13 protein-coding genes and 1 pseudogene are annotated in these 14,640 nt (G+C 40.9%); 8 read left to right on the top strand and 6 right to left on the bottom strand.

Translation table 11 applies throughout. From position 1 onward, the window contains the following. Positions 1-113: 113 nt before the first annotated feature. The 5 genes from RTP55_RS08685 (at position 114) to RTP55_RS08665 (ending at position 7,763) form a co-directional block, all read left to right on the top strand. The gene (locus tag RTP55_RS08685; protein WP_312385599.1) at positions 114-383 is read left to right on the top strand and encodes a hypothetical protein; all 270 of its coding nucleotides are present in this window, start codon (positions 114-116) and stop codon (positions 381-383) included. Positions 384-854: 471 nt separating this feature from the next. Continuing rightward, positions 855-2,153, top strand: a complete 1,299-nt coding sequence (locus RTP55_RS08680) for an HlyD family secretion protein (protein WP_312385598.1) — start codon at positions 855-857, stop codon at positions 2,151-2,153. A 20-nt stretch (positions 2,154-2,173) separates the two neighbouring features. Then, the gene (gene rbbA / locus RTP55_RS08675; RefSeq protein ID WP_312385597.1) at positions 2,174-5,017 is read left to right on the top strand and encodes a ribosome-associated ATPase/putative transporter RbbA; all 2,844 of its coding nucleotides are present in this window, start codon (positions 2,174-2,176) and stop codon (positions 5,015-5,017) included. Between the two features lie 3 nt (positions 5,018-5,020). Continuing rightward, complete coding sequence (locus RTP55_RS08670) at positions 5,021-6,184, top strand: ABC transporter permease (protein ID WP_312385595.1); 1,164 nt, start codon at positions 5,021-5,023, stop codon at positions 6,182-6,184. 97 nt (positions 6,185-6,281) lie between these two features. After that, complete coding sequence (locus tag RTP55_RS08665) at positions 6,282-7,763, top strand: TolC family protein (protein ID WP_312385593.1); 1,482 nt, start codon at positions 6,282-6,284, stop codon at positions 7,761-7,763. A 151-nt stretch (positions 7,764-7,914) separates the two neighbouring features. On the opposite strand, the pseudogene RTP55_RS08660 reads toward RTP55_RS08665, so the two are convergent. Next, a pseudogene (locus RTP55_RS08660) lies at positions 7,915-8,070 on the bottom strand (transposase-like zinc-binding domain-containing protein); the annotation flags it as partial. Between the two features lie 268 nt (positions 8,071-8,338). Beyond that, entirely contained in the window at positions 8,339-8,605 is a 267-nt protein-coding gene (locus tag RTP55_RS08655; protein ID WP_007117092.1) for an ArsR/SmtB family transcription factor, read from the bottom strand. 67 nt (positions 8,606-8,672) lie between these two features. On the opposite strand from RTP55_RS08655, the gene RTP55_RS08650 reads away from it, so the two are divergent. Together RTP55_RS08650 and arsC are read left to right on the top strand one after the other, a co-directional pair. Continuing rightward, positions 8,673-9,965: an arsenic transporter gene (locus RTP55_RS08650; RefSeq protein ID WP_239743207.1), complete on the top strand. Its 1,293-nt coding sequence runs from the start codon at positions 8,673-8,675 to the stop codon at positions 9,963-9,965. A 25-nt stretch (positions 9,966-9,990) separates the two neighbouring features. Further along, a complete protein-coding gene (gene arsC / locus RTP55_RS08645) occupies positions 9,991-10,401 on the top strand; it encodes an arsenate reductase (glutaredoxin) (RefSeq protein WP_312385592.1) in 411 nt (136 codons plus the stop codon). A gap of 109 nt (positions 10,402-10,510) precedes the next feature. Here arsC and RTP55_RS08640 read toward each other — a convergent pair whose 3' ends face one another. The 4 genes from RTP55_RS08640 to RTP55_RS08625 all read right to left on the bottom strand — a co-directional run bounded on the left by RTP55_RS08640 (position 10,511) and on the right by RTP55_RS08625 (position 14,273). Then, positions 10,511-11,212: an IS1 family transposase gene (locus RTP55_RS08640; RefSeq protein ID WP_312385590.1), complete on the bottom strand. Its 702-nt coding sequence runs from the start codon at positions 11,210-11,212 to the stop codon at positions 10,511-10,513. Positions 11,213-11,728: 516 nt separating this feature from the next. Then, a complete protein-coding gene (gene umuD, locus RTP55_RS08635; protein ID WP_312385589.1) occupies positions 11,729-12,148 on the bottom strand; it encodes a translesion error-prone DNA polymerase V autoproteolytic subunit in 420 nt (139 codons plus the stop codon). Between the two features lie 11 nt (positions 12,149-12,159). Continuing rightward, positions 12,160-13,419, bottom strand: a complete 1,260-nt coding sequence (umuC, locus tag RTP55_RS08630) for a translesion error-prone DNA polymerase V subunit UmuC (RefSeq protein WP_312385588.1) — start codon at positions 13,417-13,419, stop codon at positions 12,160-12,162. A gap of 155 nt (positions 13,420-13,574) precedes the next feature. After that, positions 13,575-14,273: a hypothetical protein gene (locus tag RTP55_RS08625; protein ID WP_312385587.1), complete on the bottom strand. Its 699-nt coding sequence runs from the start codon at positions 14,271-14,273 to the stop codon at positions 13,575-13,577. A gap of 176 nt (positions 14,274-14,449) precedes the next feature. Here RTP55_RS08625 and RTP55_RS08620 point away from each other — a divergent pair, with 176 nt between their 5' ends. Further along, entirely contained in the window at positions 14,450-14,590 is a 141-nt protein-coding gene (locus RTP55_RS08620) for a hypothetical protein (RefSeq protein WP_312385586.1), read from the top strand. The last annotated feature ends 50 nt before the right edge of the window (positions 14,591-14,640 follow it).

Raw genomic sequence — 14,640 nt, 5'->3', positions numbered from 1 at the left:
ATCTGTTAATATCAACGACTTGCTTTTACAACGTACGATTGAAAGCGAGCATATTGAATAAAAAACTGACTGGAATCCAGAGAGCGTGATCCACACGCTGTGTGCCTTTCCCAATGAATTTTACAACCTTGGTAGTGGCTAGCTATATTGTCATCGGTGTGTCAGAAGAGAATGGAAGACCTGTATTACCGCCTCTGGGCTTGTCGCCAGAGAGAATTGATAAGATTTTAAAAGAATTGGTGCAACTCGAGAAAAACACCATTACGCCAACCTACAACACGCTTACCGCCACTTATGCCATTGAAGGTAGAACAATTTTAGTGCTACGGGCGATTGCAGGGGAACATTGTATTGTCTCCTTTTCCCCCATTTGGGTTGTTTAGGTGAGGGTGACAACTATTCTGACAGTGGGGGCACTCAGCTAGTCTTAGATGCCCTAAATCAAGCCTTAGACGCTCAAAGTTTTATTAGAAATCCATATTTTTTGGAATATTGGAAGAAAATTCTCCTTAACGTTCGTTCACAAATTTTTTTCTGTATTGTTACTCTTATATGAATTTTAGTGCTACAATTTATTTTAGAAACAGTTTTTAATTTTTATTTCTTGCATTACAAGTAATGATATAAATTAGAATTTACGTACTATCTTAAACAAAAAATCATAATAGCCCTATCTTCTTGTGAGTTTTTTATCAATAACTCTATTAAGGGAATATATTGTGCGTGAACAAATAAAGATTTGGAAAGCTTTATTTTTTCTATAATAAATGTTGATAACTGTTCTATTAGATACTTAAAAAGGATTTTTACAAAGTACTATTAAATAGTTGTCAGCTATTTTTTAAGACTAAAACATGAAAAAATCTTATTATATTCTGATCGCCTTGATATTGGCTGTGGCAGTCGCTTTTGCTGTGTATATGAACTACAAACGTACCGCTGATACGACCCCAGAAGGCTTTGCCTCTTCCAATGGACGTCTACAACTACAAAATATCGATGTGGCTAGCCTACGCGCAGGACGTGTCAGCCAAGTGCTTGTGCATGAAGGTGACTTGGTCGAAAAAGGCACGCCACTGGTGACCTTATCTTCTGAAGAACTTGATACTCAACTGCAAGGTGCCGAAGCTGCCAAATTGCAAGCCGAAGCTGCCAAATTGCAAGCCGAAGGCCGTAAATCGCAAGCGCAAGCTGCCAAAGCTCGTGCTGAAGGCGCGGTCACTCGTGCCATGGGTACCGAAAAACGTGCTGAAGGCGGCTATGCTCGTACCCAAGGCGGTGTCAACCAAGCCGATGCGGTGATTGCTGCTAAAAAAGCCCAATTACAAATCGCGCTAGACAATCTAAACAACACCAAAGCATTGCGGAAAGATGACTTAGTTTCTATCGCTGAATTACAACAGCGTGAGCAGGCCTACCAAGCTGCCAAAGCTGAAGTTCTTGCTGCTCAAGCCGCCAAAGCACAAGCAGCAGCAGGTGGCACAGAAGCACAAGCAGGTATTGCTGAAGCCCAATCGGGTATTGCCGAGGCCAAAGCAGCCGTTGCCGAAGCCCAAGCGGGGATCGAGCAAGCCCAAGCAGGGATCGAGCAAGCCCAAGCAGGAATCAACCAAGCCCAATCTCAAATCAATCGTGTCAAATCGATTCAATCAGATATGTATGTGCGTGCCCCACAAGCAGGGCGGGTTGAATATCGCATTGTCGAAGTGGGTAATGTGATTGCCCCTGGTAGCAAAGTTGTAACCTTAGTTGATCCAAACGATGTCTATCTTGAAATCTTTTTGCCAACTGACAGCAGTAATCAAGTTCAAATTGGTAGCCCTGCCCGTATCGTGTTAGACGGTATCAAAGCCGTACTCCCTGCCAAAGTTAGCTTTGTGGCTAACCAATCACAATTCACGCCAAAATCCGTCGAAACCAAAAACGAACGTGAAAAGATGATGTACCGTGTCAAATTAAGTCTTGATCCACAAGTGGCAAGCCGTTACCAAACCTTGCTCAAAGGCGGTATGACAGCCCAAGGTTATGTGCAACTTGATCCAAGTAAAGCATGGAGCAAGGACCTAGAAGTCAAAATGCCATCGATTGTACCAATCGCCCCAAGCCGACCTGTACATCCACAAATCGCATCCACCGTAACGGTAGGGCAATAACCGACAAAGGATGCGTCAGCATGACTTTCGATAACACTCAATCCAAAGACAATAGTGATGACTTTGCTGTGGTAGTGAGCAATGTCTCGCATCGCTATGGTAAGGTCATCCAAGCCATCAAAAACGTCAGTATAGCTATTCCCAAATCTGCTACCATCGGTCTGGTCGGGCCTGATGGCGTCGGCAAATCGACCCTGCTAAGCCTAATTGCTGGGATGAAAAAAATCCAAACTGGCACAGTTCAAGTGCTGAACAAGGATATGCACAATAAAAAAGCTCGAGAGTTTTTACTCAATAAAGTCGCCTTTATGCCACAAGGCTTGGGACATAACCTTTACCCTACCCTATCGGTTTTTGAAAATATCGACTTTCATGCTCGGCTATTTAGCATTGACAAAGCTTCTCGCCAAGCTCGTATTGAGCGATTATTGGTAGCGACCGACTTGCTCAAGTTCAAAGACCGTCCGGCTGGCAAACTCTCTGGTGGTATGAAACAAAAACTCAGCCTGTGCTGTGCCTTGGTGCACGACCCAGATTTGCTAATTTTGGATGAACCGACAACAGGGGTTGACCCCCTCTCGCGTCAGCAGTTCTGGCGATTGGTCGATTCGCTCCGAGCCGAGAACCCAAGCATGACCGTGCTTGTTTCGACAGCGTATATCGATGAAGCCGCCCAGTTTGAGTACATCATCGCGATGAACGATGGCGAAGTGCTAATTAATGATAAAACCACCAATGTGGTGAAAAAATATGCCCAAAACTATTATGATGCTGAAGGTCGGCTCAACCTTGAAGAAGCCTATAATGTGCTATTGCCAGAAAATAAACGCGGCGACAGTAACTTTACAGTACCCCCGTTTGTACCCGACCCTAGCCTACCACCAGCCATTGAAGCCGAAGGCTTAACCAAACGCTTTGGTGACTTTGTGGCAGTGAACCATGTGAGTTTTAGTATCGCTCAAGGTGAGATTTTTGGCTTTCTAGGGTCAAATGGTTGCGGTAAATCCACTACCATGAAAATGTTGACAGGCTTACTTGATGTGACTGAAGGTACAGCCAAATTGCTTGGCGAACCTGTTACCGCAGGTAGCATCGAAAACCGCCTAAAAGTCGGCTATATGTCACAAGCTTTCTCTCTTTACGAAGAACTGACTGTACGTGGTAACTTAAAACTCCATGCCAAACTATACCGTATTCCAGAAAGTGAACAGAAAAACTATATCGACCAAAGCCTTGCTACCTTTGATTTGACCAAAGAAGCCGACAAACTGCCGGCAGATTTACCACTGGGTATTCGCCAACGCCTGCAATTAGCAGCTGCATGCTTGCACCAACCTAAAGTGTTGATTTTAGATGAGCCGACGTCAGGGGTTGACCCCGCTGCAAGGGATATGTTTTGGAAAAAATTGGTCGAATTATCTCGTGAACAACGGATTACCATTTTTGTCTCCACCCATTTTATGAGTGAAGCGGTGCGTTGTGATCGTATTTCGCTGATGCAGCAAGGCAACTTGCTAGCGGTGGGCAAACCACGAGAGTTACAAGCCAACAAACACGCCAAAACGTTGGAAGAAGCCTTTATCGAGTATTTACTCGAAACATCCAATGACAACAAAGTCGAGCAAAAACCCACTAGAGCTAATAATCAAGCAAATGGCGAACAGATCAAATCAACCACACCGCAAACACAATCGGCTAAAGAGACCGGTAAAAAAGCCACCCACAGTAAAGGCTTATGGGCTTGGTTGTCACTCATGCTTGCTTTTGCCAATCGGGAAAGCAAAGAATTACGCCGAGATAAAATTCGGCTATCATTTGCTTTGATTGGCCCTGTGATCATCATGATGACGGTAGCGTATGCTGTGTCGTTTGACATTAATCATTTGAACATGGCAGTTATCGACCACGACCAAAGTACTGAAAGCCGTGAACTTATCCAATATTTTGATGGTTCGCCTTATTTTTCGGGCGTAAAAAAGCTTGACTCTATCGAAGAAGTCCAAACGCAGCTTAAAAGCGGTCAATCTAAACTGGTGCTAGAAATCCCTGACCATTTTGCTTCAGATATGAAGCACTTAGACAGACCTGAGATTAATTTTTATATTGACGGTAGTGCGCCCTTTATTGCAGACAATATCAAAGGCTTTGTCACAGGTATTTTACTCAACTATGCCCAAGACAAAATCCGTCAAACAGGCTTACCCCTTGATACCCGCCCTGTGATGGTGATAGAACCGCGTTTTTTATATAACCAAGGCTTTGCCAGTATTTATGCCATCATCCCTGGCACGATTATGCTTGGCTTGATTTTGATTCCTGCGATGATGACTGCTTTAGGGGTAGTACGAGAAAAAGAACTCGGCTCAATTAGCAATCTTTATACATCTCCTGCCTCAACCACCCAGTTTTTAATAGGAAAGCAAATACCCTATATTTTGACCGCATTGGGCAGTTATTTTAGCTTAGTTTGGATTGCAATCGTCATTATTGGTGTACCGATCAAAGGCTCGTTTATGGGACTAACCATTGGGGCATTTTTGTTGGTGTGTACTGCAACAGGCTTTGGATTATGGATTTCTTCAATGATGAAAACCCAAGTTTCTGCTGTGTTTGCTACGGCGGTGGCTGCCATGATTCCTGCATTGAACTTCTCAGGATTTTTATACCCACTGTCATCGATCACAGGCAGTAGCCATTGGGTAGGTCAAGCTTTTCCTGCGGCATACTTCCAACAAATCAGCTTAGGTGCATTTACCAAAGGGTTAGACATTGACAGTTTTGTGCATAACTATGTGATTATTTTAGGCTTTGGGGTTGCCTATGTAACCTTGGCAAGTCTGTGTTTGCAAAAACAGGAGAAATAAGCCATGTATCATCAAGTTAGCAGGCCACCATCCCCATGGGGACAATGGGTTAAAAACGTCATCACCTTAACCAACAAGGAGTTTCAAACCCTATTTAGCGATAAAATGGTAATTATCATCATTGCTTTTTTGTTCACCGTGTCGATTTATACCATTTCGACAGGGATCACTACCGAAGTGCATAACGCCACTGTGGCAGTGGTTGACCACGACCAATCGCAAATGAGCAATTATATGGTATCGACCCTACAACCACCAAACTTTCAAAAACCCGTGTATATACCAGATACTGAAAAACTCAGTGATGGCTTTGATAAAGGCGACTATATTTTCTCGCTTGAATTTCCAGAAAATTTTGAGAAAGACGTGCGGGATAATAAACATCCAACGGTGCAACTTTCTGCTGATGCCACTGCCGTGTCGCAAGCAGGGGTGGGTATGGTATATATCCAAGAGATTTTTAATAAAGAAAGCTATAACTATCTTAAAAAAACCAGCCCGTTAGACCAACTACCGGTCAAGGTGCAAACCAGCGTGTGGTTTAATCCGAATACTACCAGCCATTGGTTTTTCTCGGTAACCAACATTGTGGGCTTCATTTTTTTACTTGCCATGATGCTAGTGGGCGCAGCGATTATCCGTGAAAAAGAACGAGGAACGATTGAGCATTTACTGGTCATGCCTGTTTCCGCCAACCAAATAGCCTTGTCAAAAATCATCAGTAACGGCGTGGTGATAGCGACGGCTGCGTTTTTATCCTTGATGTTTGTGGTGCAAGGGTGGCTTGGTGTCCAGATTAATGGCTCAATTGCCTTGTATATGCTGGGTACATTTGTATTTTTATTCTCGGCGTCGGCAATGGGTATTATGTTTGCTACCCTTGCGCCGACTTTGCCACAATTTGGACTATTGTCGTTGCCGGTGTATGTGGTTTTACGACTAATATCAGGCGGCGATGCGCCCTTTGAGAGTATGCCTACCTGGGTGCAAAGTATTTCGCAATTCTCCCCTGTGACCCAATATGCCTTATTTAGCCATGCGGTGCTATTTCGTGACGCCAATTTGCCTATCGTGGGACATTATTTGCTCGAGATGACCGTGTCAGGTCTGATTTTTATGTTTTTTGCCCTAAAACGCTTTCGCAGTATGCTTGATAAACAAGGGTAAAGATAATTTTGGCAAAATTACGGTATATTGGGTGTATGTGTTATACCCTTATCAATCGAGATGTTAACCAAATCCAAAGTTAAAAATAGTGATAAAAATGACCGGTAAAACTATGAAGCAATCTACTTTATCTCATTTAATTTTAGCAGGTATATTAACCACTGCTTTTACCGCCAGTTTAACTGGCTGTCAAAATACGCCTGTCAAATCGCAATCCCAAGTTGTTATGCCACAAAAATTTAATTATGTATTGCCGGTTGGTGAGCAAAGCAATATCAGCACATGGTGGCAAAATTTCCATGACCCTGTACTTACTAGCCTAATCGAGCACGCCCTACAAACGGCACCGGATATACGAGAAGCTAAGGCTCGGATTGATGAAGCAAGCGCAGTTGCTAATCTTGCCAATGCCAATAAAGGTATTATGGTAGGTGCCGGTGGCAGCATCACAGGCGTGAATAGTGATGTCGATAACCCTCTACCCTCTAAGGTCCGCAAACCTCTAGGTATGCTTGGTAGTGATTGGGGCGATTCTAGCCTTGATGTTGATGGACATGCTTATCATTTGGGCGTATTAGCTAGTTGGGAACCTGATTTTTTTGGCAAAAAACAAAGCGATGCCGATGCCGCAGGCTACGCCTATCTTGCGACCCAAGAAAAAATCCACGGTGCTCATATGCTAGTCGCTGCCAAAATCGCCCAAGCGTATTTTCAAGCACGCAGTAAAGAACAAGAAGCGTTAATTCTCAAGCAAACCCAATCTTCGCTAAGCGAGTTACGCCGTTACGCCAAAGCGCGTTTTGATTTAGGACAAGCGACTCGCTATGACATTGATGATATCGATATTAAATTGCAAGGTATCAAAGCCAAACAAGACAATCTCTCTGCAGAACGTCAAGCCAATATCCGCCAAATCGCAGTATTAAGTGGTAAGACATCACAAGACTTTGACTTGCCACCTAGCCCTGTCAATGTCTTAAAACACTTGCCCCCTGCCCCACAAGGCTATTATCCTAGCGATTTACTGACCCGTCGCCCCGATATTCGCGCCAAACAGGCGCAAGTTAATGCACTAGCCGCTTTGCATGGTAGCGCGGTTGCCGACCAATACCCTAGATTTGGGATTAATTTTGGGGTATTGAATGGCGGTTTGTCCATTAGTAATAATGACTTAGATAGTACTGGGATAACCGCAGGGCTGATTAATGCCAATGTCTCGGTGCCATTGTTTACCAATGGCCGTATTAAACATAACATCGAAGCAGCCGATGCCCGAGTACAGGCGGTAATGGCGGACTATGATAAAACCTTGCTCACTGCATTGGCAGAAGTGGATAACAGCTCACAGCTTAATATCGCTTTGATTCGTCAACATCGTAACCTACAAAATGCCGTCAAAGATGCCGAACTGCAGGCAGACCATGCCAAAAAGTTATTTAATTATGGACGACTAACCTTTGATGATATGCCAAAGGCTCGAATCACCGCCCAAGAATATGAGCAAAATTTGCTACAGAATGAATTGGGTCAAGCCCTTAATTTGATTGCCTTATATAACAGCTTGGGTGGTGGGTGGTAATTGATTCACTTGATTATAGGCTGATTGTTTAACTTCGCTGCATGATCAGCCTGCCAATTTGAAAGTATATTTTGTTTAGAATGTCCAATACACAACTTATAAATGCATTTTTAGGCTTAGGCGGATTTTTCAAACAATACGTTGCTTTATCGCTTTTACAGCCTTGGTAACTTAGCTCCGTTTCATGAATGAATTGTCGATGACAGTCTTTGCATTGGTAGTTCTGCTTGCCATAGATTTTCCAGCCGTTTTTCTTTATACTAAAGCCAAGACAGCTTGGGCATCTGATTGTAATTTGTGTCTTCATAACCTCAAATTATCATCTTTTTCTCAAGCTGTCTTTTTTATTTACACCTCAGCATACTTTTCAGACCAGTACCACAATGAGGGCTGTGGTTTGAAAAGTATGCTCACTAGAACCAGCGGTAGTTTTCAAAAAACTGGGGTCAGACGATGATGCAGTTGTCTCTCCATTTCCCTGGTCGATTAGATGCGGTAATGAGCCTCTAATTTAATTTATCCTGACACAGAATTTTGAACGCCCTCAAACGATCTCTATGAATCATACATTTAATTTAATTTAATTCCAATGCACCAATTACCGCTTTACCCCAACTTGGTAACTCTTGACTAATCGAATACCAAATCCAAGTGCCTTTACGCTCACTTTCTAAAATACCGATTTGCTTTAATTGGTTTAAATGCCGTGAGATAGTTGGCTGGGGTTGGTCTAACTCGCTAATGATGTCACACACGCATAACGCTTGCTTCTGATTAAGTAGTTGCACAATTTTTAATCTGGTGGGGTCGCTTAACGCCTTGAGAAAGTCTGTTTTATTCATATATTTACATATCCAAATATATAGATTATAGTATAGCTCAATTTTAACAGGTTTCTATAGGCAGTCAATGATTACCGCATTACTCATTTTTCTAGTGACTTTGATATTTGTAATATGGCAACCTAAAGGCTTGGGCATCGGTTGGACTGCCAGTATCGGGGCTGGGATAGCTTTGCTATTAGGGGTAATAACGGTTGCCGATATTCCTGTAGTGTGGAATATTGTTTGGAACGCTACCTTTGCCTTTATTGCTATTATTATTATTAGTCTGTTACTTGATGAAGCAGGCTTTTTCCGCTATATCGCCTTGCACGTCGCAAGATTAGCAAAAGGTAGCGGTAATCGGTTGTTTGCGTTTATTGTGCTACTTGGGGCGGTGGTATCGGCATTGTTTGCCAATGATGGTGTGGCTTTGATATTAACACCCATTGTGATTGCGATTTTAACCACGTTACGCTTTTCCCCTGCGACTACCCTTGCTTTTATTATGACAGCAGGGTTTATCGCTGATACCGCCAGTATTCCGCTCGTGGTGTCTAATTTGGTAAATATTGTGTCGGCTGACTTTTTTAAAATCCCTTTTACCGATTATGCCAAAGTGATGATACCAGTAAACGTAGTAGCGGTTGTCACCTCATTATTGGTATTGTATGGGTTTTATCATAAAGACATTCCTACGGTTTATGCGTTGGATTTAATCGAAAACTCACAATCGGCTATCGTGGATAAAAATACCTTTATCATGGGTTGGGTGGTATTGGCGTTACTGTTGTTGGGTTTTTTCGTACTTGAGCCTATAGGTGTACCCATTAGCTTCATTGCAGGGGTTGGAGCGTTGGTGTTGCTTGTGGTAGCGAAAATGGGTAAAAAAATAACGGTGTTGCCGATTGTCAAAAATGCCCCATGGCAAGTGGTGATATTTTCATTGGGTATGTATTTGGTGGTGTATGGTTTAAAAAATGCAGGGCTGACCGATTATTTAGCTCATGAGTTAAGCCAACTCGCTAATCATGGCATGATGACAGCTACAGTAGGAACAGGGTTATTATCGGCAGGGCTTTCATCTGTCATGAATAATATGCCAACGGTGCTAATTCAAGCTTTAGCGATTGATGAGGCGATTATCCATGACCCCATGATAAAGCAGGCCATGATTTATGCCAATGTAATAGGCTGTGATTTAGGCACGAAAATTACCCCGATTGGCTCACTCGCTACCTTATTATGGTTGCACGTTTTAGCCAGTAAAAATATTACGGTGAGTTGGGGCTATTATATTAAAGTCGGTATTATTTTAACCTTGCCTGTATTGGTGGCTACATTGGTTGCATTGGCAATTTGGTTGCCAATAATTCAATAATTTTAAAACTTAAAAAGGAACAAGTATGCAAAATATCACAATTTACCACAACCCTAACTGTGGCACATCACGCAACACGCTTGCTCTTATCAAACATCAAGGAATTGAGCCTTCTGTTATTCAGTATTTGGATAACCCACCTGATGAAACAACCCTGCGTGATTTAATTACCAAAATGGGTATTACCCCAAGACAATTACTGCGTGTAAATGTGCCGCCTTACGCTGAACGTAAACTAGATAACCTTAGTTTGACTGATGATGACCTTATTCAAGCTATGTTAGCTGACCCACTTCTAATCAATCGTCCAATCGTTGTGAGTGATAAAGGCGTTAAGCTGTGCCGTCCTTCCGAAGTTGTACTAGATTTGATTGATACGCCCTTAACCAAAACCTTTATCAAAGAAGATGGGGAAAAGATTGAGCCGAAAATTTAGTCAAAACACCTGTTTTTATTGAACTTGTAAGCCGTTACTGGGAATCCCGAGTAACGGCTTTCTCATTTCAGCAATAAACTATCGGGCTGTGGTATAAAAAGAATGCTCACTATACCCAGCCATAATTGACATAGTGGAACAGTAAATCAAACGCTTTAAAATGATTTGCTAGCTTTTTCGAAAAACAGCTTGTCTTTCGAAAGACTCGCCTAAGCCTTTGCCTAAAACGATTGTTGTTCCCTTCAATATCAACCGTATGGTATTTACCCACCTTTTTAAAGTCAAAATCAAAGGCGGTTAAAAAACTATCCCAGTTATCACAGCAGATATAGCCAAAGTCAATGCCTAACGCATCAAGCTTGGCTCTTAGCTCTCTAGCCGTCTTTAGATTACGTTTGCCCCATACGAAGGCAACAATCTCACTGGTATCTGAGTCGTATGCATAGACTAGCCATACCTTGTTCTTCTTATGCCCTACATACGTCCAAAACTCATCCACTTGCAGTTTTAGATAATAGCGTTGTTTGGGTTTTATATCATGGTTTGAATTGACTAAAACGCTTAATATTTTGTACTTGCTAACTTTCTCAATGATAACAATGTCAGCAACAATACAGCCTCGAACTAGCATTAAGCGTATCTTGGCATTGATTTCGCTTTTGCATCCTTGGTAGCTTAAATCCATCTCATGGATGAATTGCCGATGGCAGTCTTTGCATCGATAATTCTGTTTACCATAGATTTTCCAGCCATTTTTCTTTATACTTAAACCCAGACAGCTTGGGCATCTGATTGTAATTTGTGTCTTCATAACCTCAAATTATCATCTTTTTCTCAAGCTGTCTTTTTTATTTACACCTCAGCATACTTTTCAGACCAGTACCGATTATTTTAGTTAAATAAGTGAATATAATTTAAGTAGGGCAATTTTAAGCTGAGTATCTTTTCATTAGACTAATATTTGAAACAAAATCTTAACTTATAATTACATTTTTTAACATTAAATTTCATGGTTAATTGTTAAACTAAAAAAAGGTGGACTAATGATAGAAATCTAGTGAACATAGATTCGTATCAAATAAAAAGTTATTAAAGCTTGGACTGCAAGTATCTAACTTCTTATTTTTTATTACGAATAGCTTCTTTATTTCTGAGCCCACCTCCTCTTAAAAGCCGTATGAAAATTACGGCTTTTTTTATTGTTTGATTTTTATAGAAACGATTTGAATAATAAAACTTAATCCAATTAAGTGCATAGCAGATTTATTCAGCTATTAAATTGAGTAAAACCCCTCAAATTTATTATTTAAGTCAATTTGCCATGATATTACAACTTCCTCACCACACTCACCACCACCCCAAATAGCTCCAGATTATCCTTGATAAGGATATCAGGATAATCCGGGTTATGTGAGCGTAGAATAATATTGTCACCTAAGATAAGCTGTTTTGCCATAAAGCCATCATCCACTAAGGCTATCACAATGTCTTTATGCTTAGCCGTTATCGCTCTATCCACCACCAAAATATCATGCGGATAAATCCCAATATCTTTTAAGCTATAGCCTGCCACCTCAACAAGGTAAGTTGAACTTGGATGATTAACCAACAACTCATTTAAATCAATACGGTCTTGCACATAGTCACTGGCAGGACTTGGAAATCCAGCTCGTACCACATCGTTAAATAACGGAAAATACTGTTTTTCAAGTAGTTCGTCTAATAAGCCAATAATTGCCACTGTCATGAATTGCCGCCTTAATGTACTTTTGGGAGTTGTTTAACATTGGTGGTATAACAAGGAGACAACATATCACGGCTCATCTGCCATGTTTTGGTAGTGCCTTCACTGGCAAATTTTAAGGTATGTGCGCCAAACTGAAGATTGATCGTATCTAACGCTTGCATTAGCCTGTGGCTCTTCTCAATATCATAAGCCGCCCTATTTTCGAACAAATCGTCTTGGTAGGGTTTATGGCTATAAAAATCAGTGAGCATTACCCCTGCTTTGGCATATCGGTAGCCATCCAGCCAGAGTTTATCGACAAGTAGAGTTGCCATTTTAATAAATAGACGGCTGTCATCAGATGGGTGTATCAGTTCACTTGATAAGCTAACACTACGTTGTTTTCCATTGTGATTAAATTGACCTGTACGAATAAAAACCGTAATACGTTTGGCTAGGCTTTGCTGATTGCGTAGTTTTTCACAGGCTCGGGTGGTATAAAGTACCACTGCTTCGATAATTTGGGTTTTATCTGTTATACGCTGACCAAAGCTACGGCTACAAACGATTTCTTTTTTGGGCTCAGTAGCATCCAAGCCATAACAACGAATGCCGTTAAGTTCTAAGGCGGTACGTTCAGTTAACACACTGGTTTGTTTTGCTAACGGTTTGATGAGATAGTTGGCTAAATCTAAGGCAGTTTTTATGCCTAAAATATTTAAGCGTTTGGTGAGTTGGCGTCCAACACCCCAAATGTCAGCGATATCGGTTTGGGCAAGCAGCTGTGTACGGTAATCATGGTTGTCAATTACACAGATACCGCCTTGTTGTTTGGCATAGTGATTTGCTAGTTTCGCTAAGGTTTTGGTAGGTGCAATGCCGACACCCACAGGTACGCCTACATTTTTATAGACCGTTTGCTTCACCTGGTTGGCATAGGCATCAAGTCCTATTAATGCGGTGGTATAGCCTGTTAAGTCTAACCAAGCTTCATCAATGCTATAAATCTCACAGTCAGGTGATAAGCTTTCTAAGGTGGTCATCACGCGGTTAGAGATATCTTGGTACAGTGTGTAGTTACTGCTAAAAACCACACAGCCACTCTTCTCAAGTAAGTCTTTGCACTGAAAATACGGTATGCCCATTTTGACAATCTTTTTAGCCAAGGCACAGCGTGCAATGACACAGCCATCGTTGTTGGATAATACAACGACTGGTATATTTCGTAGGTCAGGACGAAATAGTTTTTCGCAGGACGCATAAAAGCTATTGCAGTCAACAAGGGCATACATGTTTCATCAGCCTAAAGTTATGGTATTGATAAATACTTAATGGACTGACTTTAAGTGTAGTGAATTGGTGCGTTTTTTTTCAAGGGTGAAAAAAATGTAAGCGACGATTTACGTCGCTTACATTTTGATTTTGATACGATACTTCGTTTACTTTCTTATGCTTCTATCTCATTAGTTACTTGATAACAAATACTATCTAGGAAAGCCATGCGATAAGGATATATTTGGCTTTCAACATTAGCATTTTGATACCAATTAGATTCCTTAATTTGCTGTAAAACTTCCCAATATTGGTTCGGCTTTGCTTTTATAGGCATTTCATACAAGTAATTTAAATTGTAATTATTTAACCCATTTAATCCAACAAACACATCAGGACGTTTCAAAGTTAAAAAACGATAGTAGCTTGACATCATATTAGGATGTTTGCTTGATGAAATTTCATTAAATTTTTTGATATAATTAACAAAATCTCTTTTTGTTACTTCACCTTCTAATGGAATTAAATCTAGCGCGTCAGAAATAATGATTGCTTGCACTTGCTTGGGCTTAGTGGGATTAAAATAACCCTTCATTTTACCTACAGCAGTTAAAGCACCGAACCATGCGAAGAAAGGAAATTCTGGTTCACTCAACTTACAAACGCCTGCAATAACTCGTTGGTCACCAATGGGCATAGTTTTGAGAGACTTATATTGTTTAAATTTTTCTTGTGCGAAATCTAATAGCTCTTTTCTTTCTCCCATACATTGTTCAGGTTGTTCGTCTTGACGATCTAAGAATTCTTGTCTTGTAAACTCTTCAAACTCATTCCAATTTAATGCATAAGCTGAGTTAATATGGCGTGTTTTCATAGGGGGTTACCTTTAAATAATCTAACTTACAACAATGTTTATTTATATTCGCTAAAGTAATAATATCTTAATTATCGGACATTATTAGTCCGATGATTTAATACAGTGAAAATATCTCTTATTTTTGTCATTCTATATATTTTATTCATATTGAAGCCAAATTAATCGGGAAATGCATGTCATTATCTAATAAAGAAACGCCTTTGTTAAAACAAATACTAACACTTTATAAGGCTTTGCCCAAAGGGCAAAACCACGCTATAACTATTACTCAATTATTAGCTAAAGCAGAAGTAAAATTGGCTTATGAAATGTAAGCATCCGACCATCCCATCTACCACCATTCTAAAAAATACGAGATAGTGCC

This window comes from Moraxella sp. CTOTU47579 (assembly GCF_032004885.1).
In the GTDB taxonomy this organism is placed as follows: Bacteria; Pseudomonadota; Gammaproteobacteria; order Pseudomonadales; family Moraxellaceae; genus Faucicola; species Faucicola tetraodonis.
This window is presented reverse-complemented; position numbering and strand designations above follow the sequence as displayed.